Genomic DNA, 22,699 nt, shown 5'->3' on the forward strand with positions numbered 1-22,699 from the left:
TCACGTCCGACGAGTCTCAGCCCCGTCATCCCGGCTGTCAACCACGAACGGAAGCCCGTCGCTTCAGCTCCCGGCCGGGGCCTCGTCGCGGTCGGGATCGCGGTCGGGGAAGGTGGCCGGCCGGTAGTCGGCCTGCCGGCGGCGGAAGGCGTGGCCGAGGTGGTGCTGGAGCCGCAGGTGGCGGAACTGGTAGACCGCCCCGGTCTGGCGCAGCACCCCCCGCTGGTAGGCGTCGTCCAGGAAGGCGGCGACGTTCCACGGCAGCCGGCCGGTCAGCGGGAGCCAGACGCGGGCCAGGATCAGCCACTGCCCCCAGGCGGTGAAGCCCAGCGCATAGGACAGCGCGCCGCCGATCCCGCCGATGGCTCCGATGAAGAACCCGTCCCCGAGCGGCCAGTACATCTCGCCCAGCGGCCCCCGGAGGAGGTCGACCATCAGGCGCCCGCCCAGGGCGATAGCCAGGGTGAACGCCGGGACGAGGACCAGGACCTGCCGGCTCACCGCGGCGCGGTTCGAGGACAGCAGGGCGACGGGGGTGGCCGCGGAGGCGGTGTCCAGCGGCACTTCGAGCATGCCGGTGAGCCCGAACACCAGCCCGGCGGCCGCGCCGAAGATCAGCCCGTACACCAGCATGTTGATGAGCGTGCCCTCGATCACCCCGCCGTCCGTGAGCGGGAGGCCGAAGTAGACCGCGCGTTCCAGCGTCTGGGCGGTGGCACCGCCGATGCCGATCACGGTGCCGCCGAGCAGGATGATCGCGAAGCGGCCGGTGAACACCCGGACGGGTCTGGGGCCGCCGCCGTGACGGGTGCCGGGCAGCCGGAGCCGCACGTGGGTGGGCTCCGGGGCCAGGACGCCGAGGACCGTCATGACCCCGTACACGGACCCGAAGGCGAGCCCGCCGATCGGCCCCAGCAGGACGCCCTCCAGGAGGTACCTCTCGCCCCTGACGGTCGGGTCGCCGGCGTAGGCCACCACCAGGAACAGGCCGACCAGCCATTCCGCCGCGGCGACGCACAGCGCGGAGGCGAGCACGGTGGCCAGGACGCGGGTCGGGCGCCGCACCGAGCCGCCGATCTGCCACCACGCGAGGTCGTGCCGGTCGAGCCGGATCAGGTGGTCGGCCAGATGCCCGAGCCACCGTTCGGCGCGATCCGCGTCCGGGTGCCGCCACCGGCGCCGGGGGCCGGCCGCGTCGCGTTCCGGGGCGCGGCGGCGGTACAGGGCCGGGACGAAGCCCGCCAGCAGGTGTTCCTCGAGCGCGTGCTCGGTGGGGAATCGTTCCGCGTCCAGCAGTTCGGCGGGCTTCCGGTCGGGCGCGTCGCTGTACATCGTCCGCGCCAGGATGACCATCAGAGGGGTGCTCAGGACCCTGGCGAGGTGCGCGCTGCCCTCCGTCCGCCGCCGCAGCTGCTCCAGGACCGGGTCCCAGATCGGCTCGGCGTCGCCGCCGGCGGTGTGGGCCACCGGCCGGGCGGTGCGCGGCAGGTAGGCGGCCAGGTCGTCGGGGGTCAGGTCGGTGAGCTCGATCCCGGCGGCCCAGACCAGCGGCGTGCGGGCGGCCTCGACCGCCTCGGCGAACTCACCGCGCCGGCTGGTCAGCACGAGCGGCTGCGAGGTGGCGTTGAGCGCGTCGAGGGCCTCCTGGCGCAGGCCCTCCGCGATCTCGTCGAAGCCGTCCAGCACCGGGAGGACGAGATCGGCGTCGATCAGGGCGGCGGCGAGCGTCGCTCCGCCCGGGCCGCGACCGACCAGGTGCGGGTGATCGCGCAGGAGCAGGTCGATCTGCCAGTCGCGCAGCGCGGTGGTCGTCGGGTCCCACGAGCCGAGGCTGAAGATCACCGGGACCCGGTCGGGCGCGGCCCTCGCCTGGAGGAAGTCCAGCACGAACCGGATCGTCAGGATCGACTTGCCCGAGCCGGCCCGGCCCAGCACCACCAGCCGGCCGGACGGGATCCGGCGGTAGGCATCGGCCACCGAGCGCAGGTCGCCGTCCAGGTCCAGGCGGCCGGGCGCCTCGCCGGGCGCGAGGCGCTGGACGTTCTCCGGGCCGTCCATGAGGCCCTCGGGCGCTCGCTGCCACCGCACCGGGAGCGGGAACGGGTCGTGCACCCGGCGCTGCTCCTCCTCGCAGCGCCAGCGGCGGCGGACCTCCGTCGCCAACTCGGCGGCGGCGTCGGCGAGGACGGCAGGGATCGGGGGCGGGGCGTCGGCGGGCTTGTCAGCAGGTTCGGTCGCGGGTCCAGCCACGGGCTCGGCGGGAGCGGACGAGGGCTCGGACGGCCCGGACTCCGGTACGGGCTGCGACTTCGCCAGCGTCGCCGCCAGCCGCCGCCGGTCCTCGGGCGAGGCCCCCAGCGCGTCCGCGAGCAGGTTCACCGTCCCCAGCCGGTGATCGGTGGACCCGCCCCGCTCCAGCCTGCGGATCGTCCGGACACTCACCCCGGACCGCTCCGCCACCTGTTCCTGCGTCAGCCCCGCCTCGATCCGTAACCGACGCAACAGCGCGCCGAGTTGCTCCGTCACTCCGGCATACCCCTCCGTTTGACCGCGTACGACCGCCGGTGAGCCTACCGTGACGGCCGGTCACAAATGGCCGGTGCCATGACCTGTCCACCGACCCGCACGAACTCCACGCTCGGACTGTCCGCTCCGGACACCGACGACACTGGAGGATGCGACATGGCCTACCGCTACTGGTGCGGTGAGTGCGGGTACAGAACACCATGGCTCGGCGAGTCCCGCGCCCAGGAGTTGCAGATCGAGCACTACGCGAAGCGGCACCCGGACGTCCCGCCCGGCGGCAGCGTGGAGACCAACCGCAAGAAGCCGGGCGAGGGCCCCGGCTGCCTCGCGACGCTCGGCGTCGTGATCCTGCTGCTCGTCCTGGCCGCCTCGTGCCACCGCTGACGACCGGCGGACGCGCCGAGGTGTCGGTGTCCGATCCGGGCGAACTGCGCTCGCTGCGCAAGCACCTGCGCCGGATCCCCGGGGTGGTGGACGTCGACGAGATCGCGGGCCCGCCCGCCCGCGCGGCACTCCTGATCGTGACCGCCGACCGCGGGACACTCACCCGGGCCGTCCGGACGCTTCCGGCCTACATCCGCTCCCGCCGCTCCCGCGCCTGCGTCACCGTGCGGGCCGCGGACTGGACGATCACCCTGCACGCGGACGGCGGCGGCAAGGAGGCACCGGGCCGCCTGCGGCTGAAGCGGCTCCGGGGTTGAGCCCCTGCGGCGGGGGGCAGGTCCGACTGCGCCGGTGCTCGGTCCGTCGGGGCTCCGGGCGGGCACTCCAACTCCGGTCGCGCTCGAACGCAAAGGCTCGGACATGGTGGCGGCCCCGGCGCGGAGTGTGCCGGGGCCGTGGACGGACGGCTGCTTCCTGGCGTCAGCAGCCGAAGTTGATCAGATGGAACGTGGCGTAGTGATCGCTGGTGTAGTAGTCCTCGTGGTACCGGAGGCCGGTGACGATCCGCCGGGCGCCGCGGGTCGGAGCGCCCGGGGTCACCACGGTGTACTCGTGGTAGTAGCCGTAGGACTGGCGCGGGAGCACGCTGCCCTTGTTCTGGAAGACGATGCCGTCGTGCGGGTACGGGAACGGCCCGTTGGAGGCGATCAGGTTGAGCGTGGTTCTGGCCTGGGGCGGCAGGGCGGTGAGGCAGACGTTGCCGCTCACGGCGGCGTTCGCCTCGGTGGCGACGGCGACGGGGGCGAGGGCGGTCAGGACGACGACGGCAGCGGCGGCACAGGTCTTCCACGCGCGTAGAGTTCGAGTCATGCAAACAAGTGTGCGAGCCGCAGGCTCGCACCGAAAGCCCCGCGACAACTCTTCACTTGTGGGTAACTGCCGGTACGAGCAGGCGACTTGAGGAAGTCAGTCAACGGCCGCGCAGGCGACGCACCAGGTTGCCGGCCGCTGCCGGCCAGTCCGGATGCTCGAAGTCGAACCCCGCCTCCAGCAGGCGACCCGGGACCACACGGCGGCTCTTCAGCAGCAGTTCGGTGTCCGAGCGGAGTGCGAACGCGCCCAGTTCGGCCATCCACCGGGTCGCGGGCAGAGCCAGCGGCACGCCCCACGCGGCGCGCAGCGCTCGCATGAACTCGCGCTGCGGAAGCGGGTTGGGGGCGGCGAGGTTCACCGGACCGCAAAGGTCCTCGCGGGCGATGAGGAACTCGACAGCGCGTGCGAAGTCGCGGTCATGGATCCACGAGACGTACTGCCGTCCGCCCGCGATCGGGCCTCCGACACCGAGGCGGGCCAGCCAGGACAGCGCGTCGAGGGCGCCACCCCGCTCGGGGCCGAGCACGACGGCCGTCCGCAGCGCGACCTTGCGGGTGTGCGGGGTGTCGGCGTCCCGCTGGGCCTGCTCCCAGGCACGGGCGATCTCGATGCTGTAGCGCCAGTACGCGGGGGCGTCGGGCTCGTCGCCGCCGATCAGGCCGTCGCGCTCGTCGTTGGGCGCGTCGTGACGGTGGGAGTAGATGGTGGCGGTGCTCATCTGGAGCCAGACGGCGGGCGGGCGCTCGGCTGCCGCGACGGCCTCGCCGAGCACGCGGGTGGAGTTGATCCGGGAGTCCATCATGGCCCGCCGGTTCGTCTCGGTGTAGCGGCAGTTGACACTCCGACCGGCGAGGTTCACCACCACGTCGCTGCCGTCCACCTCGGCCGCCCAGCGACCCAGGGTCTCACCGTCCCAGCCGACCTCACGCTCGCGCCGGGGCCTGCGGGTCAGAATCACGACCTCGTGGCCTGCGGCGGTCAGCGTGCGGTCGAGCAGCATGCCCAGGTGCCCGGATCCTCCGGATATGACGATCTTCATCAGACTTCCCCTCATGTCCGGCTCTGAGCGTAACCCAAAAACTTGAACGCGTTCAAAGTTGGGCCGGAAGGTCCCCTGAGGTGCGCCGGAACCCTGCGGCCCGAACGTCGGCGATGCGGGCCGCTTCCGGGCTCCGACGGTCGAGGCACAGGCCTTCGGCGCCGGATGCCGGATGGACTTCCGCCTCACCGTCGACAGCCCGCCACAGCAGCGCCACGATTACCCAACTGTCAATACTCGCATCAACCTTGACGTCTCATCACACGACTTTCCCAGCGCGGCGAAAACCTTGACCGCCCCCATGGAGCGTTGAGACGCTACCCACCGTCGGCCACCGGGCGGTGGTCGCTCACCGCGCACCGGGGGGCCATCGCGCGACGGCATTTCGGCTGCCCCCTGCGCTCTCATCCAACCGGGGGAACATCCAATGAGACGTCCTCGTTTGCTCCGAAATGCCGCACTCTCAACCCTGATCGCGCTCGCCCTCTCGGCCGCCACGCTGGGCACCTCCGCCTCGGCGCTCGCGGCGGGCCCGCCCACCGGGCCGTCCGTCAGCGCAGCCTCCGACGACCTGTCCGGGTACTCCAACGTCGAGCGGATCGCCGGCGACGACGACAGCGACCCGGACGCGACTCAGGCCTTACTCGACTCCTGGACGCCCGAGGCGATGGAGTCGGCCGTCAACATGGACGTCGCGCCTGGCGTGTCGGGCGGCGACTCCTCGGTCACCGGCGCCCCGATCATCGGTCCACAGTCCTGGCTGGCCCAGCCCGCCCCGGCCACGCCGGACGCCACCGTCGATCCGGGCGCACCCACCGGACCGGTGGACGCCGACTCCGCGGACGCGACGCCCGTCGACAACCCGCCCGACGACGCCCAGTCCGACGACACCGACAACTCCGGTGACACCGCGCAGGACCTCACGGGCCGTATCGCCCAGCCGAGGTCAAGCTCCTGGCCGACCAACGGCCTGCCGACCGTCGGCGCCCTGTTCTTCAACGTCGGCCCGATCCACCAGCGCTGCACCGGCACCGTGATCAGCACCTCCACCGGGAACATCATCGCCACCGCGGGCCACTGCATCTGGAACAAGCTGGCGAGCTGGCTGCCGCCGGTGCCGATGCCCAACCCGGTCTTCGTGCCCGGCTACCACAACGGCCAGGCCCCGTACGGCAAGTGGACCGTCAAGGACCGCTGGATCGCGTCCTCCTGGAGGAAGAACCTCCACCCCGACTACGACTACGGGTTCATGGTCCTCAACAAGCGCAACGGCCGGCAGATCCAGGACGTCGTCGGAGCCAACGGCTGGCGCACCACCGCCGGTTACGACAACTGGGTCGAGATCACCGGCTACCCCGACAACCGGGACAACCCGCTCCAGTGCTACACCTGGACCCGGCAGGCCCGGAACTGGCTCTGGCAGCTCGTCTTCCCCTGCGACAACTACCACGAAGGGGTCTCCGGCTCCCTCCTGATGGAGCGTTTCGGCCAGCAGGCGCCCGGGTACGGCATCGCCATCGCCTCGCTCGGCGGCTACCAGCAGGGCGGCACCAGCGACAACGTCTCCTACGCGGTGCGGTGGAACATCCACACCGCGGCACTCCTCAGCGCCGCGGTCCGCGGGCAGTAGAGCGGTGACGGGTCACGGGGTGGGCCGGGGCCGGCCCACCCCGTACCGCACGGCGAAGGGAACCCAAGCGTGACTGACACTCCCCCCACTCCCCGCACTCCCCCGGCGACACGGCGCGCGCTCGCGCCGCTGATCGGCACGGTCCTGCTCGTGGCGGGCGCCGTGGCCTCCTGGTATCTCCTCGGACACCCCGGTGAGGGCTGCGGCTGGGGCAAGGGCACCGGCCGGATGGTCGCCGAACTGTGGGCGATCGTCCTCTCGGGCGCGGGCGCCGTGGCGCTCGTTCTGTCCTGGCTCGCCGCCCTCTCCGAGCAACGGCACATGCGCATCGCAGCCTGGGCGTTGGCCTTCGTCGCCGCCCTCGCCGGCCTCGGCGCCGTCCTGGCCGCCCGCGCCCCGTTCTGCGGGTGACGACAGGCGGGGTGACGGCAGGCGCCACGTAGAGGCAGGCGTGCGTCCCGTCGGCCGGCGCCGCAGCTCAGATCGGCTCCGCGGCCGGGCGCGCGCCCGCGGGGTGGGCGAGGGCGGCAAGGATGTCCTCGGTCATGTGACGGCGCTGGACCGAGCGGGATATCCAGCCGCCGTGCAGTTGGGCCTCCAGGGTCCGCCGCAGCATGGCGTGCTCCACGGCAGGCAGGCGGTGGACGGCCGTTCGGGCCGCGACGAGGGCCTGGAACTGTTCGAAGGCCGAACGCGAGTGCTCGATGGCGTCGAACACGCAGGTCCAGGTCACGAGGGAGGGATCGCCCTGCATGAGGGCCAGCGCGTAGATCCGCTGCCCTTCGCCGCCCGCTGCGAAGAAGTCGGCCACCTGGTCAGCCGTCAGCCCGGTGCTCGCGGCGGACTGGCGTGCGGCGTCGACGAGAGCCTGCATGGTGGCCGTACGCGGGGGTCCGCTGGGCTGTGTCCGACGGATGCCGTCGTACCGTTCGGCTTCGGCGACCGGCAGGCCGAGGGCTTCCATCGCCCGGGCCCGGTACCGGTCGGCCCCCTCGACGTCGCCGGTGTCCGACAGGTTCTGGGCGGTGACGAAGGACTCCAGCGCCTGGCGGTCGGCGTGCGAGAGCGCGCTTGCGAGCAGCAGCCGGGTGAGCAGCCAGCCGGTCAGGAAGCCGAGGACGAGGAAGTCCAGCACCAGTGCCGCCGCGAACGTCCGGCTGTCCGGACGGCCGCCGAGCGACGGGGCGAGGGCGTCGAGCATGCTGCGGGCGGCGTCGCCCACGGCGCCGAGTTGGGTCAGGCCGGCGCCGATGAGGAGCTTGGTCAGCCAGTCGGACACCTGCTCCAGGTTGGTGTTGGCGGTGTACGTCGGGCGTGCGGCCGGTGCGGCTCCACCGAGGGCGCCCTGCGTGCCTGCGGCGTCGTGTCCCTCGGCGGCCACGGCCCGGGGAATGCCGAAGAGGAAGCCGACGGAGCCGCCCCCGACCGCTGCGGCCGCCGCCACCGCCAGCCCGGAGCCGAGCACGGCCAGCGGCTCGCCGCACTGGGTCGCGTACAGCAGGAGGCTGAGCAGCCCGAACCCCGCCGACGCTCCGATCCCGACGGCAGCCCAACGCCGGACCGGCCATCCGCCCCTCGATCCGCTACCGCCCCGCACCACGGCCATGTGCTCCCCCTTCGATCCGCCGTAGAGTATTCCTGATCGGTGATCAGGGGGTGTACGTGCCACGGCAGTCGATGGCCGGCGAGCTCCGGGAGATCCTCGGCGAGGACGCCTGGCGGGCGCTTGAGGGCTGGATGCGCGAGACCTGCCGTACGGCGCGGACGGCCAGGCCCGGGCGGATCGGCGGCGGTGGCACGGACGCGGCGGTCGTCAGCATCGCCGTCGAGGAGGACGGCTGCGCCACGCGGAAGGCGCTCCTCAAGCACTGCCCGCCCGGGGAACGTGCGCGTCGCGAGGCGGGCGCGCACAAGCGCGCGTTCCAGCTCTCCCCGGAAGGCTTCCGGGACTCCTACCTGGTGGACCAGCCGTGGGACCCGGTCCCCCTGCCGGACGGCGGCTGTCTGATGTTCCAGGACATCGCCTTCGGCGACCTCGACGGTGCCGCGCTGCTGGGCGACCGCCTCGGCACCTCGGTCACCCCGGAGCTCTGCGCCGCGGTGGTGCGGGCCGTCCTGTCCGGGTGGAACCCCGAGGCGGAGACCGAGGTCCGTACGGTACACGACGTGCTCGCGCCCCAGCTGGGCCCGCGCCTGGCCGACAGCGGCAAGCTGGCCCGCTGGGCCGCGACCGTGCCGGGCCTGTGGGGGAGCACGGCGCCGGGTCTGCGCTTCCCGGACGGGACGGTCACCCCGAACCCGCTGGCCATGGCCCGCGGGCACGAGGCCTTCGCGGACATCGGGTTCGACGTGCTCGTCGGCCGGGCCCACGGGGACCTGCACCCCGGCAACGTCCTGCTCGACACCTTTGAACTCGCCCGGGGGAACGTCGAGTTCAGACTCATCGACCTCGCCTCGTTCGGCCCTGACCTGCCTCTGGCGCACGACCCGATGACCCTCCTGCTCTCCGTCGCCGACCTCGCACTCCCCACGGACGAGCACCAGCAGGAGGCGCTGCGGCGCCACCTCCTCGCCGTCGACCCGGAAGCGTCGGACGACGGCGTCCTGCCCACCAACCTCCGCAACGCCGTCGCCGCCGTCCACCGGACGGGCCTCGACTGGGCCCGGCGGAACAACTGGGGCGGCGAGTGGCGGATGGCGACCCGGCTCGCGCTCGCGGCCAACGCGCTGCTGTTCATCGGATGGTCGCGGGAGCCGGCGCGGCAGTGGTGGTACCTGCGCCTGGCGGCTTCCGCGGCAGCCGCGTTCATGCAGCAGTACGACCGGCACTGGACACCGACGGACGTGTTCCCGCTTCCCGACCCCGCTGAGCAGCCCGCCACACCGACCGCGCCGAGTTCCGTCGCCGTCAGTACGGCTCCTGACACGGCGCAGCACGTGCACCCCGGCGACCCGGCACAGGCCGCCCTCCGGGACCTCGAACGCTGCAGCCGCTCCGCGCTCAAGGCGGCCGGGCACCACGACGGGACGGCCCTCGGAGACGCGACGCTCGACCTCGCCTCGCTGTACGTGGAGCGCGACCTCGAATGGTCCCTGCTCCGGATGCTGAACGACGGCGAGTCGGCCTGCGTCGTGGGTGCGCCCGGCATGGGCAAGACCACGCTGCTGTGGCGGCTGTACGCACGCCTGGCCGCGGCCACGGCTTCCGCCGGGCACGACGCCGAGCACGACGGCGCGAACGGCCGACGCCCCTACCTGCTGCGGGCGGGCGACCTCTGCGCCCGCGAGGCCGACCGGAGCGGCGCCGCCTCCGTCTCCCTGGAGCAACTGCGCACCGCCGGAACGCTGTTGAGGGAACGGGCCGCCTTCCTCGTCGACACCGCCGACGTCCTGCTCTCCCAGCCGGGCGGCGACCAACTCCTCCTCGGACTGCTGGACTTCGCGGCAGAGCACGCGATTCCCCTGCTGCTCACCAGCCGGGATCTCGACTCGCACCGTCTGCGCGGCACCGCCGACGACTACCGCCTCGGGTGGAAGCAGCTCGGCCCGTACAACGACCGCGAGCAGGACGAGGCGGTCCGCACCCACGCCCGGTACTTCTACGCGCGGAACGCCGAGGTCTCCGTCGAAGACGTCTACCAGGCGGTCACCACGGCGGCGGTGAAGGGCCTGCCGCTGCGCGAGGTCTGCCGCGTCCCGCTGACCTTGCGGCTGCTGTTCGAGGTCTCCGCCCCGGGCCTGCCGGACGTCGCCGAGGTGGACGCGACCAACCTGTACGACCGGTACTGGGAGCACCGGATCCGCCGCGACCTCCGGGCGGGCACGGCCCCCGCGGAGACCGCGGACGTCTCCCGGGCCGCCGAGGCGCTGGCCGAGCTGATGCTCGCCGAGGGCCGGCCCGAACTGCCCGCAGCCGCGGTGCGCGGCCGGCTGCCGGGACGGATGGCGCCCTTCCGGCCCGAGGCGGACGCCGCGCCGGGGCTCGACGCGCTCGTGACGCGCGGGGTGGTGGAACGCCAGGGCGAGGGCGCCCTGCTCCAGTACTCCTTCTTCCACCAGACGCTCTTCGAGTACGCGGCCGGGCACGGCCTCTGTGCCCTGGAGGGCCGTGGCCTCGGCCACCCCGTCCAGGACCTGCTCGACTGGCTCCGCACCCGTCCGAACGACCAGTTCCGCCTGGCGGTCGTCGAACAGGCCCTCGTCCAGGCGGGCCGGTCGGGAGGAGGCGTCGCCGCCCGTGCGGAGGCGCTGCTGGAGGACCTGGCCCGGGACCCTTCGCCTGAGCACAACCGCCAGGCCCTGCTGCTGCGCGTCTACGCGCGGCTGCCCCAGCCGGGGCCCGCGCTGCGCGCAGCCATGGCCGGCGTCCTGGACGGCGCCGTGCACGTCGCCCCGAACGGCGCACCGAACGAGGAACCGCACAACGAGGCACCATACGACGACCAGGGCGGCCTGTCGGCCGAACTCGCCCAGGTCTACCTGGAGGCCCTGCCGGGAGTCTGCCACCGCGATCCGGCCCGCATCGCGGACGAGCTGCACCGGCTCTGGCGGACCGGGAACACCAAGGTGCGCTGGGCGATCGTGGACGTCCTGTGCCGGTTCGCGGAGAGCTTCCCCGAGAGCGCCGTGGCCACCGTCGACCGCACCTGCCCCCGACTGTCTGTGCCGCACCGGCCCGGGGCCTGCGGCCTCGGCGCCTGCGAGCCGGACCGCTGCCTGTGGGCGTGGCTGGTCGCCCGGGTCGCGGGCCAGGAGTCGGAGGTCAGCCGGGCCCTCCACCTGCTGGAGGCGCTCGGCGAGAAGCACCCGCGCTGGGTGTGGCCGCGGCTGCGGGCCCTGCTCGTCGACCCGCGCCGGCAGCTGGTGCCGCTGGCCCGGTGCATCCGCCTGGCCGCCCGGCCGTACGAGTGGCCGGAGACGCCGTTCACCCTGATCCGCGTCCTGATGCGGCGGCGCTGGCCGGGCGACAGCCCCACCGGAGAGGAGGCGATCAGGCTCCAGGCCGCACTCGGCCGGATGACCGCCGCCGTCTGGCTGGCCCGTCCGGCCGACCGGCAGCCGCCGCTGGAGCGGGTGCTCGGGGCGGCGGTCCGGCGGCCGAAGTCGCTGACCTCGCACGCGCAGGTGCGGGCCGTCGGCGACTTCGCCCTGCGGGCGGCGCCCGATCGGGCCGGCGCGCTGCTCGCCGCCGCGGTCGACTGCTCGACGCACGGGAACAAGATGCTGCTGACGGACGGTCTGCTGGTGCCGCTGCTCACGGCGGATCAGGCGCGGACGGACTCCGTCGGCGGTGACACGCCCGCAGGTCCCGCCCCGCACGGAAGCGACGCGGTCCCGGCGATCGTCCGCGGCTGGCTCGCTGGACAGCTCCGGCTGTTGGCGGATCCCTCCCCCGCCGCCGAACCCGAGCTGCTGGCCGTACACGCCTGGGGCCGCGCCCTCCCGGTGGAGACCGTCGCCGCCCTCCTTGCCGAGGCGTGGCCGGACGGCGCCCCCGGTTCGCCTGCCCCCCGCGTGCCGTCCGCCGACACCCTGCAGCGGGTCTGGCTCACCGACAAGCGCGCCGAGTCGATCGTCGCCGCCGGCGCCGCCGCCGGGCACCGGCACGCGATCACGGCGCTGCGGCTGTGGCGCGAACGGCGTGCCGCGCTCGGCCACGAGCAGGGAAAGGCGGAGCGGTCGCACGTCAACCGCACCATCACCACCTGCCTCCAGCCGCTGCTGCCCCGTCATCCGGAACTCCTCGACCACCTCTTCGCCGACGGCACCGTCGACCGCTTCCTCGACCCGGGCTGGCTGGCGTGGTCGCTGAGGAAGGCCGCTGCCGACGAGAAGAAGAAGGCCGTCACGGAGGACGTGCGCCTCACGGCCGCACTCCGGCGGCACAGCGCGACCCTCACGGCGCTGTGCCAGGAGGGCCGGGCCGGTCAGTACGGCTCGGCGGCGGAGAAGCAGTCGCAGGACCTGTGGGCCCGGCTGATCGAACGCGGCGCCATCGAGCGGCCGTCGGTCGGCTGGCTGCTCGCCGCCCTGCGGCTCGGTGGCCACCCGCACGCGAGGAAGGCCACGCTGCTGCTCGCCCGGTCGGTCGTGGAGCACTCCGCGCCGGGCACCCTGAGCACGGTCGAACGCGAAGCGCTCGACGCCGAGTTCCGGCGCAGCGCCGCCGGCGAAGGCGTCCCCGAGTACCGGGGTGACAGCAGGAAGTGGCAGGCGGAGTGCGAGGACGTCGCCCGCGAGTGCCGGGCCGTCCTCACCTTCCGGCACAGCCCCATCACCCCGGCGTCGGCCGCGTCCGCCGCCCGTCGCGCCGCCCAGCGCCACCTCCTGGAGGCCACCGAGGCGGCGCAGGTGACAGTGGTCGGCCGCCTGCTGGAGCGCCTCGCGGTCGAGGCCCGTACCGAGGCGGTCACCCTGTTCGGCGTCGCCGCCCGGCGACTCGCGGCGATCGGCGGCTCGCTCGAAGGCGTCGTCCAACGGTGGTACCGGCCCGTCTCGGAACTGGCCGCCCGCACCGACCGGGAGCAGTGGGAACACCTCGTCCGCCTGTGCTGGGAAGGCCCGCCCCAACTCCAACGCCTGCTCATCCGCGTCAGCATCCGCCGCCGGACCGACGACCCGGCGGCCTTCCTCCTGGCCACCGCCGCCGACAGCGGCAACCCCACCATGGTCGTGGAGACGGTCCGCATCGGTGAGCGCCTCAACACCCGCAGCGGATCGGAACGTTGGACAGGCCTGGAGTGAACACCCACGTCGGCCGGTGCTCTCTCCTCGCGGCGTCGCGGCCATTGACGGGGCCTCGGCTACGAATGTGAAATAGCACATGTCACCCTCCACCTGAACCTCCCTCGCTCGGCGCCCAAGCCGCCGGTCGCGAGATTTGAACGTTCAAACCCGCCCGTTCAAAGTCGCTACCTCACCGGACCGATTTCAGGAGACCGTCATGCCCAGCACCCGTGCCCGCGCCCTGCCATCCGGCCTCGCCGTCCTGACCGTCCTCGCCGCCCAGGCCGCAGGCGCGGGCCCGGCTCGGGCGGCAGGTCAGGAGCCCGTGGACGGTGGAGGATACGTCATCTCGTCCGCGCTGGACGGCAGTTGCCTCAGCCCCCGCTATGCCCAGCCCGCCGCCGGCACGCCGGTGGTCGCAGCTGCCTGCCAGGGACTGCTCAGCCAGCGCTGGCAGCTGCGCCGCAGCAACGCCGGCTACCTGCTCGTCAACGCCGCGAGCAAGCTCTGCCTGAGCGTCGGCGACAACGCGGACAGGGCGGCAGCCACCGGCGAGTGCACCACCGCTGCGCAGTTCACCGTCTCCCCCACGCCGGACGGCTTCACCATGACCGCCGACGGCCGCTGCCTCACCGCCCCCGGCGAGCAGGACGACGACCAGGCCGCCGGCCCGGTCCGCGCGCAGCCCTGTACGCCGAGGCCGGCCCAGCGCTGGACGCTGACCCGCACCGAGCCGCTCGTCCTCGCCAACCCCGGCTTCGAACAGGGCACCGCCGGCTGGGAGTTCACCGCGCACACCGGCGTCGCCACCAACAACCCGCACACCGGCAGCCGCCTCGCCTACCTCGACGCGGGCACCGGCTACCGGGTGAGCCAGCAGGTCACCGCCGTCACCACGGGCACGTACGACCTGTCCGCCTGGATCGCGAGCGGCGCGGCGGGCGGCAGTTTCTCGGTCGCCGTCAACGGCGCCGTGGTGCGCTCGCTCACCCTCCCCGGCCAGGCCGTCTACGCGAAGTACACCCTCCCCCGGGTGCAGGTCGAGGCCGGCGACCGGCTCACCCTGGCCGTCGGCTCCTCCCCCTCCGGCTGGGTCAACGTGGACGAGGCCTCGGTGGCCCCCGCCGCACCGAACGACCCGCGGATCAGCTCCTCCGACCCCGAGGTCGTCGCGCTGTTCGACTGGGCCATGACCAAGGCCGACAGCTGGGTCCAGCAGGCCGGCGCCCCCGGTGTCCTCAACCTGGACGAGAACAACCCGGGCGGCACGGGCACCGCCGACTACGACACCACCTACTGGGCCGGCTACCCGTTCCGCTCCGACTTCTACAGCCGCGACTTCGCCCACCAGCTGGTCGGGGCCCACCTGTTGGGGCTCGACGCCCAGAACAAGACCATGCTGCGCGCCTTCGCCGCGTCCGCGACCGAGGTGAACAAGCTCTACCCCGTCTGGTCGATCAACTTCGACGCCAGAACCTACGGCAGCATCGACTACCGCAGTCCGGCGCGCTTCGTCCGGGAACTGCCCGCACCGTTCGAGCTGGTGGAGAAGGCCGGCGAGGCGTACCGGTGGACCGGGGACCGCGACTACGCCGACGACCCCGCCCTCGGCCGCTACGTCCGCAACACCCTCGGCCCGTTCATCGCCCAGCACCCCGGCCCGGTCGACAACGGCGGCGTCCCGATCCCGCAGGCCACCAGCCGGAGCATCTTCGCCGGCACCGCCAGCTACGCCGAGAACGCCACCAGCACCTACGCCCAGGCCGGCGACGCGCTCGGCGCCCAGTACCAGGCCTACCTCGCCGCCGCGATGCTGGCCGAGGCGCGGGGCGACGGCACCGCCGCCTCCGGCTACCGGCAGGCCGCCGCCGAGCTCCGCCGGTACGTCAACACCACATGGAGCGTGGACCCGCAGCACCCCGGCGAGGTCGTCCACGGCTACGACACCTCCCGCCGGCCGCTCACCGGCTGGGGCTACGAGGCGAGCGTCCTGATGCCCGTGAAGCAGCTGCTCGACCCGGGCCCGCGCCGGGACGCCTATCTCGCGTACGTCGACGCCCAGGACTCCGGCCCGCAGCGCTCGGCCAACCTGGAGGCCTACACCTACCTGCCGGACGCCTTCTTCGCCAACCAGGACGGCGACACCGCGTGGAAGTGGATGCGGGAGATCCACCGCGGCGTCGACCAGGTGCACGCCAGCGGCCGGATGCTCAACGGCGACTACCCCGAGGTGCCGTTCACCCTGCTCGCCCAGACCGTCCAGGGCCTGCTCGGCGTCGAGCCGGACGCCGCCGCCGGCACCCTGGTGACGGCCTCCCGGCTGCCCGCCTCGATGGGCTGGCTCCAGGTCGCCGACATCCCGGTCGGGGACGGCACGGTGACGGTCCGGCACGACGGGCGACGCAGCAGCACGCTCACCAACACCGGTGCGGCGGAGCTGACATGGGAGGCTCGCTTCCCCGGCTCACACTCCGGCATCACCGTCGACGGCATCGCCCGGCCGGTGCGGACCATCACCCTGGACGGCAGGACGTACACGGTCGCCACTGTCCCGGTCGCTTCCGGGCGGAGCGCGACCGTGACCGTCACCGGCTGACACCGCCGGTCACCTCTCCCTCCCATGGCCGCTGGGGCGGGTCAGGCCACTTGGGTGGAATTGGACCGGGACGCCGTGTGTGCGGGCGGCTAGCCTCGGGCGCACAGTCGATCTACGGAGAACACCCATGCACCATGAACTCGCCGCCGACCTGGGCCAGTTGCCCGCACTGCTGGAGGAGACCCGGCAGCAGGCCGTTGCCTTCCTGGCCGGCCTCGACGAGCGGCCGGTGGTCCCGCGGGCGCAGCCGCCGGGGCCGGCGCCGCTCGCCGAGGAGGGCGGCGGACTGCGGGCGGCCCTGGCGGAGTTCGTCGACCGCTGGCAGCCGAGGTTCTCGGCCAGCGCCGGACCGCGCTACTTCGGGTTCGTCACCGGCGGTGCGACCCCGGCGGCGCTGGCCGGCGACTGGCTGACCGCTGCCGCCGACCAGAACTCCAACTCCGCGCTGGACCCGGCCGGTCAGGAGCTGGAGCGGGAGACGATCGGCCGGCTGCGCGGGCTGTTCGGGCTCTCGGCCGCGCACAGCGGCACCTTCGTCAGCGGTGCGACCATGTCCAACACGGTCGGGCTGGCGATCGCGCGGGAGTGGCTGGGCGAGCGGCTGGGCGTGGACGTGGCCGAGGACGGGGTGGGAGCGCTCGGGCGGGTGCGGGTGCTGTCGGGGAGTGCGCACTCGAGCGTGGCCAAGGCACTGTCCGTCCTGGGCCTGGGGCGCGCGGCGCTGACCACGGTGTCCGCGCTGCCCGGCCGCGAGGCGGTGGACGTGGCCGCGCTGGAGCGGGCGCTGGCCGAGGCGGACGGTCCGTGCGTGGTGGTGGCCAACGCGGGCACGGTGAACACGGTGGACTTCGACGATCTGCGGGCGATCGCCGAGCTGCGCGACCGGTACGGATTCTGGCTGCACGTGGACGCGGCGTTCGGCGCCTTCGCCGCGCTGGTGCCCGAGCACGCGGAGCTGGTGGCCGGGCTGGACCTGGCCGACTCGGTCTGCGTGGACCTGCACAAGTGGCTCAACGTGCCGTACGACAGCGCGGTGCAGTTCACCCGCCGCCCCGACCTGCAGGCCCGGGTGTTCCAGAACGCGGCCGCCTACCTCGGCCCGCTGGGCGAGGACCCCGACCTCGTGCACCTCACGCCGGAGAACTCGCACCGGCTGCGCGCGCTCGCCGCCTGGTTCACGCTGCGCGCCTACGGTCGCGCCGGCCACCGGGAGATCGTCGAGCGCTGCGTAACGGGCGCCCGGGCGCTGGGAGAGGCGGTGGAGGGGATCGAGGGGCTGCGCCTGCTCGCGCCGGTGCGGCTGAACGTCGTCTGCTTCACGCTGACGACGGACCCCACCGCCGAGCGGCTCGCCGCGCTCGCCGCGGAGCTGGCCGGGGAGGCGTTCGTGACGCCGACCCGCTACGCCGGCGTACCCGCACTGCGGGCGGCGTTCAGCAGTTGGCGGACCACCGAGTCGGACGTCCGGCGGACGGCGACGGCACTGGCGCAGGCCGTGCAGACGGTTTGAGCCTAAGGGCCGGGGCTGGTTGTTCCGCGTCTACGTGGACGTGGTGGGGGCGTTCACGGCCTGACCACCCGGCGCTTGTCGGTCGGAGGTGGCAGGGTGGGGAGCATGTGCGGCCGTTTCGTCTCCACCACCACGCCCCAGGACCTCGTCGGCCTGCTCGGCGAGCTCCGCTGGGACCCCGCCGAGGCGTTCGCGCCGAGCTGGAACGTCGCGCCCACCGATCCGGTGCCGGCGGTGCTGGAGCGGGTGGACCGCGAGACCGGTGAACTGCTGCGCCAGATCCGCCCGCTGCGGTGGGGCCTCGTCCCGTCCTGGTCCAAGGACCCGTCCGGCGGGGCACGCATGATCAACGCCCGGTCGGAGACCGTCCACGAGAAGCCCGCCTTCCGCAAGGCCTTCGCCGCGCGGCGCTGTGTGATCCCGGCCGACGGCTACTTCGAGTGGCGCGAGGTGCCCGCCGAGGCCGACCGCAAGAAGTACAAGCAGCCGTACTTCCTCTCCACCGGCTCCGTGATGCTGATGGCCGGCCTGTACGAGTTCTGGCGCGACCGCACCCGCCCCGAGGACGACCCCACCGCCTGGCTGGCCACCACGACCATCATCACCACCGACGCCACCGACACCGCCGGCCGCGTCCACGACCGCATGCCGCTCACCATCGCCGCCGACGACGTCCCCACCTGGCTCGCGCCCGACCTCACCGACCCCGCCGAACTGCACCATCTGCTCCGCCGCCCCGCCGACGGCGCCCTGCGCGTGCGGGCCGTCTCCACCGCCGTCAACAGCGTCCGCGCCAACGGGCCCGACTTGCTCGCCGCCGCCCCTGACCCGCTCGGCCTCGCCGACTGAACCAGTCGGCTTCCGCTCACCGATCGGTCCGGCCAGCCGGAACGGCGCGCGTGAGCGCCTTCCCTCCGACGGGAATGCGAATGAGTGGTGATCTGATCATCGGCTATATTCGCCGGGCGGCTCGTGGGGAACGGGCCCGTACGCACCGAACTCTCCGGGGAAACCAGCCATCTTGTCACGGCCCATTGACGACCCGTCCGCCGCCCAGCCCACCCCGCCGACGAGTGACGCCGGGCTTTCAGCCCCGCCCGGCGATCCGGCGACCACCGACCGCGCGAGCTCCGAACAGCCGGCCATCGAACAGCCCGCCGCCCAGGCCGTCCTGCCCGGCTACCCGCAGCCGCCGCAGGCGCCCGGGCCGTACACCGCCGGACCGTACGGCCCCGGACCGCACGGCTGGCCCCCGCATGCCGTCCCGCAGCCGAAGGCGAAGGCCAGCGGGATGGCCATCACGTCCTTCGTGCTCGGCCTCCTCGGGTTCGTCCCGCCGCTCTCGCTGGTGTCGATCGGGCTCGCCATCAGCGCGTTCCGCCGGATCTTCCGGCGCCGCCAGGGCGGGTTCGGGTTCGCCGTCGCGGGCCTCGTGCTCGCCTGCTCCTGGACCATGGTCGCCGTCACGGTGGGCGGTCTCGTCGCGTACGGCCTGCACGATCTGACGTCGGGACCGGCGCGCGGCGCGGACGGGCACCCCGTCGCCGCGGGGCGGGCCGGACTGTGGTACCTGAAGGCGGGCGACTGCGCCCTCGACGACCTCAGCACGCACCACGCCGACCCAAGCCACTTCCGCGTCGTCCCCTGCGACCAGCCGCACCGGCTGGAGGTCTACGCCTCGGCCACGATTCCCGGCGGGGACTCCTATCCCGGGGTGGCGAGCGCCCAGAAGAGCGCGCGCGGGCTGTGCCAGGCTCGGACGGATTCCACGGCGGTCCCGAAGGGCGGCTCGATCGGGTACTTCTACCCGAGCAAGGCCCGCTGGGTGCTCGCGGACGACCGGGACGCGCTGTGCGTCTTCACCTCCGCCACCCCGTGGTCGGGCACGGTCAAGCCCGGCAACGGGCCCAAGGCGTCCACGCCCGTCTGACGGCGCGAATCCCTGACAGCCGAAGCCGGCAGGACGAACCGTGCACGACAAAACGGTCATTTGAAAAATTCTTCAAGTTCATACATGCTGGGCTTCCATGAGCGACAACCTTCCCGCCTGCCCGCAGTGCTCCAGCGAGTACACGTACGAGATGAACGCGCTGATGGTCTGCCCCGAGTGCGGCCACGAGTGGGTGCCCGCGGCGGGCGGCGCCGGCGCCGAGGGCGGTGCCGGCGATCGGGTGATCAAGGACGCGGTCGGCAACGTGCTGAGCGACGGCGACACGGTGACCGTCATCAAGGCCCTCAAGGTCAAGGGCAGCGCCTCGGGGATCAAGGCGGGCACCAAGGTCCGCAACATCCGCCTGGTCGACGGCGTCGACGGGCACGACATCGACTGCCGCATCGAGGGCTTCGGCGCCATGCAGCTCAAGTCGAGCGTGGTCAAGAAGGCCTGACCCCCGTACATCTGGTCATCCGGCGCCCGCCGGGCCGTTGCAACGGCCCGGCGGGCGCCGTCGTCGCGTCAACTCGGCCGCACGAGCGCCAGCAGCCCCAGGGCCGCGGCCTGGATGCCGGCGACGACCGTGACGAGTGCCGGGATCGAGGCCTCGTAGAGGGCGCCGGTCAGGACTCCGCCGGCCAGGGCGGCCGTGCCGGTGACCGCGGCGAAGACGCCGTACGCGGTGGCCCGGCGCGGGGTGGGGACGAGGTCGGCGACGGTGGCACGGAGGACGGCCTCGCTGAGGCCCGTCGCGGCGCCCCAGAGCAGGGCGCCCACGACGGCTGCCGTGAGGGTGTCGGCGAAGGCGAGCGCGGGGACGGCCGCGGCCAGCAGCGGGAGGGCGGCCAGGACGCGTGGGCCGATGCGGTCGTACACCCAGCCGGCGACCAGCGCCGCCGCGGCGTCCGACAGCATCGCGCCCGCGTACAGGACCGGCACCAGGGCGGTGGCGAGCAGGTGGTGCCGGACCAGGTGGAAGGAGAGCAGGCCGAAGGTGGCGAAGCCGGTCATGGTCGTCGCGGTGAACGCCGCGTACACCCAGAACGCCCGCGGCAGCCCGACCGGTTCGGGCCGCGTCTCGGCAGGAGTCGGCTCCTCCGGTTCGTACGACGCCGGATCGGGCACCCGGGCCCGCAGCCACCACAGCAGGACCAGCACGGCCGCACCCGGAACGGCGAGCACGCCCAGCGCCAGGCCGTAGCCGCCTCCCGAGCCGAGCACGGCGGCGACGGTGAGCGGGCCGACGACGGCGCCGACCTGGTCGAGCGCCTCGTGGACGGCGAAGCCGCGGCCCCGGCCGGTGGCGGCGGTCGCGTGCGAGAGCAGGGTGTCCTTGGCCGGGGAGCGCACCGCTTTGCCGACCCGCTCCGCGACCACGAGCACGCAGGCCGGGACGAGCGCCCCGACGATCCCGAGCGGCGGGACGGAGACCACGGTGAGCGTGTACCCGGCGATCGTGAGCGCCCAGAACCGCCCGGTGCGGTCCGCGAGCGGCCCGAACACCAGCCGCAGCCCGAGCGCCGCCGCCTCGCCCGCGCCGGTCACCGCACCCACCACCACCGCGGACGCCCCGAGCGAGGCCAGCAGCGGGCCGGTGACCGAGCGCGCGCCCTCGTACACATAGTCCGCCAGCAGGCTGATGATGCCGAACCAGACCACGAACCGCCACGGTCGCATCAGCAAACCCTCCTGCGGCCGGTCAGCCGCTGACGATCCGCCGCCCGCTGATCGCGTCGGGCCGCACCCGCACCCACAACGGTCGGTCGCCGCCGGCCCACGGGGACGCGCCGGGCAGGCCCGCGAGGTGCCGGATCTCGTCGGGGTCCCCGACGTGCTGCGCCGTGCCGAGGACGAGCACGCTCCAGCCCCGGCCGAGGTACTCGTCGATGCGGTCGATCTGGAAGGAGACGGCCGCGCCCTCGGGGGGGTCCGTCGAGCTGCGTTCGGCGGTGCGGTAGGCGATCGCCCGCGCGTCGACCACGTAGTTGACCGGGTAGACGACCGGCCCGGGCCGCACCGGCAGGCCGATCCGGCCGACCCCGTGGGTGCCCACCAGGCCCCAGCACTCCTCTTCGGTGAGGTTGAGCAGCCGCGGCCGCGGCCCGGCGCCGCCCTGGCCGGGCGGGGCGTCGGCACGGCCTTCCACCAGTTCCGCGCGGCTGACCCCGAGCACGGCGGCGATGCGCACGAAGCCGCCCTGGTCGAAGCCCGGTCCGGCCTCCAGCAGGAACCGCAGGTAGCTCGGCGCCATCGCCGCCCGTGCGGCCAACTCCGCTTCGGTGAGGCCGAGTTTCTCGCGCCGCTCGGTGATCCGGCGGGCCGCGGCGGCGGGGTCGGGCTCGGCGGCGGGGGTGTCGTTCACGGGGGCGGCTCCTCGGCTCGGCGCGGGCCCATCCAACCGTCCGACCGCCGCCAAGTCGAGGAACGGCGAGCCGCCGTGCGTGTCGGAACGACTGCGGTGTGATCATCTGACGAAGCAGTCTTGATCCGCTCTTCCGACCGCTGCGATCATTTCGGCGGTCCGCACCGGCCGCCGCCCGCGCATCGTGTCAGTGTGGCGGCTCGTCCTCCGGGCCGGCGAGCTCGTCCGCGAGCGCCGTCAGGGCCGAGCGCAGCAGCCGCAGCAGCGGGTCCTGGTCGCGGCGGGGGTGCCACACCTGGGTGACCCGCAGCGGGCGGAGGCGGGTCGGCGCCTCGACCGGCGTCAGCCCGAGGGTGTCCGCCAGCTCGCCGACCAGGGCGGCGGGCGCGATCGTCACCAGGTCGGTCCGGCTCACCAGGTGGAGGGCGGCGAGGTAGCCGGGCACCACGCAGCGCACCGTCCGCGGGTGCCCGGCCTCGCGCAGCTCCCGGTCGAGCGCGTCGTCCGGGCGGCCGCTGCGGGACACCAGCACGTGCCCGGCAGCGGCGGCGAAACGTTCGACGGTCACCTCGCCGCGGGTGAGCTCGTGCCCGGCCCGGACGACGGCCGTCAGGCCGGCCCGGACCAGCCCGAGGGACCGCAGGTCGGGGTACTTGGCCGCGTTGACGACCACGGCGAGGTCGGCGGTGCCGTCCCGGACGGCCTCGGCACCGTCCCGCCCGCTGTCGGCGGCGAGGAGGCGCAGCTGGGCGGCGGGCGCGGTGGCGGAGAGCCGGGCGAGCAGCCGATCGACCTTGGTCTGGATCAGGTCCTGTGGGGCGACGACCGTCAGGCTGCGGGCGAGGGGCCGGGCCTCCCGGTCGAGCAGGTCCTCCGCCTGTTCGAGCCAGAGCCGCAGGCGCGGCCGGAGGTCGACGGCCGCGGCCGTGGGGCTCAGGCCGCGGCCCGAGCGCACCAGCAGGGGGTCCTGGAACGCGCGGCGCAGCCGCCCGAGGGCCCGGCTGGTGGCAGGCACCGAGAGGTTGAGCCGGTGCGCGGCCCGGGTGACGGAGCCCTCTTCGAGGAGCGCGTCGAGGACCACCAGCAGGTTGAGATCGACCGACGACAGTTGCACCAGGTG

The 22,699-nt window shown here is 73.6% G+C and carries 17 protein-coding genes; 10 read left to right on the plus strand and 7 right to left on the minus strand.

Annotated elements, in window-relative coordinates; genetic code table 11:
* Window positions 1-63: 63 nt before the first annotated feature.
* A complete protein-coding gene (locus F7Q99_RS32985; RefSeq protein WP_326847428.1) occupies window positions 64-2,526 on the minus strand; it encodes a helix-turn-helix domain-containing protein in 2,463 nt (820 codons plus the stop codon).
* Between the two features lie 156 nt (window positions 2,527-2,682).
* Here F7Q99_RS32985 and F7Q99_RS32990 point away from each other — a divergent pair, with 156 nt between their 5' ends.
* Together F7Q99_RS32990 and F7Q99_RS32995 are read left to right on the plus strand one after the other, a co-directional pair.
* Window positions 2,683-2,910, plus strand: coding sequence for a hypothetical protein (locus F7Q99_RS32990; protein ID WP_153468539.1), 228 nt, complete (start codon window positions 2,683-2,685; stop codon window positions 2,908-2,910).
* The gene (locus F7Q99_RS32995; RefSeq protein ID WP_153468542.1) at window positions 2,898-3,227 is read left to right on the plus strand and encodes an effector-associated constant component EACC1; all 330 of its coding nucleotides are present in this window, start codon (window positions 2,898-2,900) and stop codon (window positions 3,225-3,227) included. The genes F7Q99_RS32990 and F7Q99_RS32995 overlap by 13 nt, the downstream gene beginning before the upstream one ends.
* Window positions 3,228-3,390: 163 nt before the next feature.
* On the opposite strand, the gene F7Q99_RS33000 is transcribed toward F7Q99_RS32995, so the two are convergent.
* Both F7Q99_RS33000 and F7Q99_RS33005 read right to left on the minus strand, forming a co-directional pair.
* Complete coding sequence (locus F7Q99_RS33000) at window positions 3,391-3,780, minus strand: ribonuclease domain-containing protein (protein ID WP_153468545.1); 390 nt, start codon at window positions 3,778-3,780, stop codon at window positions 3,391-3,393.
* Window positions 3,781-3,880: 100 nt separating this feature from the next.
* Entirely contained in the window at window positions 3,881-4,822 is a 942-nt protein-coding gene (locus tag F7Q99_RS33005; RefSeq protein WP_153468548.1) for a TIGR01777 family oxidoreductase, read from the minus strand.
* Window positions 4,823-5,264: 442 nt separating this feature from the next.
* On the opposite strand from F7Q99_RS33005, the gene F7Q99_RS33010 reads away from it, so the two are divergent.
* Window positions 5,265-6,452: a hypothetical protein gene (locus F7Q99_RS33010; protein ID WP_153468551.1), complete on the plus strand. Its 1,188-nt coding sequence runs from the start codon at window positions 5,265-5,267 to the stop codon at window positions 6,450-6,452.
* A gap of 69 nt (window positions 6,453-6,521) precedes the next feature.
* Window positions 6,522-6,863 carry a hypothetical protein gene (locus F7Q99_RS33015; protein ID WP_153468554.1) on the plus strand — a complete coding sequence of 114 codons (342 nt, stop codon included), beginning with the start codon at window positions 6,522-6,524 and terminating at the stop codon, window positions 6,861-6,863.
* A gap of 67 nt (window positions 6,864-6,930) precedes the next feature.
* Here the strand turns inward: F7Q99_RS33015 and F7Q99_RS33020 are convergent, their stop codons facing one another.
* Window positions 6,931-8,058: a hypothetical protein gene (locus F7Q99_RS33020; protein ID WP_153468557.1), complete on the minus strand. Its 1,128-nt coding sequence runs from the start codon at window positions 8,056-8,058 to the stop codon at window positions 6,931-6,933.
* 56 nt (window positions 8,059-8,114) lie between these two features.
* Here F7Q99_RS33020 and F7Q99_RS33025 point away from each other — a divergent pair, with 56 nt between their 5' ends.
* The 6 genes from F7Q99_RS33025 to F7Q99_RS33050 all read left to right on the plus strand — a co-directional run bounded on the left by F7Q99_RS33025 (window position 8,115) and on the right by F7Q99_RS33050 (window position 19,671).
* Window positions 8,115-13,196, plus strand: a complete 5,082-nt coding sequence (locus tag F7Q99_RS33025) for a hypothetical protein (RefSeq protein ID WP_153468560.1) — start codon at window positions 8,115-8,117, stop codon at window positions 13,194-13,196.
* Window positions 13,197-13,395: 199 nt separating this feature from the next.
* A complete protein-coding gene (locus F7Q99_RS33030; protein ID WP_153468563.1) occupies window positions 13,396-15,774 on the plus strand; it encodes an RICIN domain-containing protein in 2,379 nt (792 codons plus the stop codon).
* Between the two features lie 127 nt (window positions 15,775-15,901).
* Window positions 15,902-17,284, plus strand: a complete 1,383-nt coding sequence (locus F7Q99_RS33035) for a pyridoxal phosphate-dependent decarboxylase family protein (protein ID WP_153468566.1) — start codon at window positions 15,902-15,904, stop codon at window positions 17,282-17,284.
* Between the two features lie 105 nt (window positions 17,285-17,389).
* Window positions 17,390-18,133, plus strand: a complete 744-nt coding sequence (locus F7Q99_RS33040; RefSeq protein ID WP_153468571.1) for an SOS response-associated peptidase — start codon at window positions 17,390-17,392, stop codon at window positions 18,131-18,133.
* A 172-nt stretch (window positions 18,134-18,305) separates the two neighbouring features.
* Window positions 18,306-19,214 carry a DUF4190 domain-containing protein gene (locus F7Q99_RS33045; protein WP_153468574.1) on the plus strand — a complete coding sequence of 303 codons (909 nt, stop codon included), beginning with the start codon at window positions 18,306-18,308 and terminating at the stop codon, window positions 19,212-19,214.
* A gap of 97 nt (window positions 19,215-19,311) precedes the next feature.
* Window positions 19,312-19,671, plus strand: coding sequence for a zinc ribbon domain-containing protein YjdM (locus F7Q99_RS33050; RefSeq protein ID WP_153468577.1), 360 nt, complete (start codon window positions 19,312-19,314; stop codon window positions 19,669-19,671).
* A 68-nt stretch (window positions 19,672-19,739) separates the two neighbouring features.
* Here the strand turns inward: F7Q99_RS33050 and F7Q99_RS33055 are convergent, their stop codons facing one another.
* From F7Q99_RS33055 to F7Q99_RS33065, 3 genes are all read right to left on the minus strand, one after another.
* Window positions 19,740-20,894 carry an MFS transporter gene (locus F7Q99_RS33055; protein WP_153468580.1) on the minus strand — a complete coding sequence of 385 codons (1,155 nt, stop codon included), beginning with the start codon at window positions 20,892-20,894 and terminating at the stop codon, window positions 19,740-19,742.
* 22 nt (window positions 20,895-20,916) lie between these two features.
* A complete protein-coding gene (locus F7Q99_RS33060) occupies window positions 20,917-21,579 on the minus strand; it encodes a pyridoxamine 5'-phosphate oxidase family protein (RefSeq protein ID WP_153468583.1) in 663 nt (220 codons plus the stop codon).
* Window positions 21,580-21,766: 187 nt separating this feature from the next.
* Complete coding sequence (locus tag F7Q99_RS33065; RefSeq protein WP_153468586.1) at window positions 21,767-22,693, minus strand: LysR family transcriptional regulator; 927 nt, start codon at window positions 22,691-22,693, stop codon at window positions 21,767-21,769.
* Window positions 22,694-22,699: the final 6 nt, after the last annotated feature.

The sequence above is a fragment of the Streptomyces kaniharaensis genome (assembly GCF_009569385.1).
In the GTDB taxonomy this organism is placed as follows: Bacteria; Actinomycetota; Actinomycetes; order Streptomycetales; family Streptomycetaceae; genus Kitasatospora; species Kitasatospora kaniharaensis.

Excerpts from the sequence above, each read along its gene's own strand:
- F7Q99_RS32990 (WP_153468539.1), top strand. The coding sequence starts at position 2,683 with ATGGCCTACCGCTACTGGTGCGGTGAGTGCGGGTACAGAACACCATGG.
- F7Q99_RS33000 (WP_153468545.1), bottom strand. The coding sequence starts at position 3,780 with ATGACTCGAACTCTACGCGCGTGGAAGACCTGTGCCGCCGCTGCCGTC.
- F7Q99_RS33005 (WP_153468548.1), bottom strand. The coding sequence starts at position 4,822 with ATGAAGATCGTCATATCCGGAGGATCCGGGCACCTGGGCATGCTGCTC.
- F7Q99_RS33020 (WP_153468557.1), bottom strand. The coding sequence starts at position 8,058 with ATGGCCGTGGTGCGGGGCGGTAGCGGATCGAGGGGCGGATGGCCGGTC.
- F7Q99_RS33030 (WP_153468563.1), top strand. The coding sequence starts at position 13,396 with ATGCCCAGCACCCGTGCCCGCGCCCTGCCATCCGGCCTCGCCGTCCTG.
- F7Q99_RS33035 (WP_153468566.1), top strand. The coding sequence starts at position 15,902 with ATGCACCATGAACTCGCCGCCGACCTGGGCCAGTTGCCCGCACTGCTG.
- F7Q99_RS33040 (WP_153468571.1), top strand. The coding sequence starts at position 17,390 with ATGTGCGGCCGTTTCGTCTCCACCACCACGCCCCAGGACCTCGTCGGC.
- F7Q99_RS33050 (WP_153468577.1), top strand. The coding sequence starts at position 19,312 with ATGAGCGACAACCTTCCCGCCTGCCCGCAGTGCTCCAGCGAGTACACG.
- F7Q99_RS33055 (WP_153468580.1), bottom strand. The coding sequence starts at position 20,894 with ATGCGACCGTGGCGGTTCGTGGTCTGGTTCGGCATCATCAGCCTGCTG.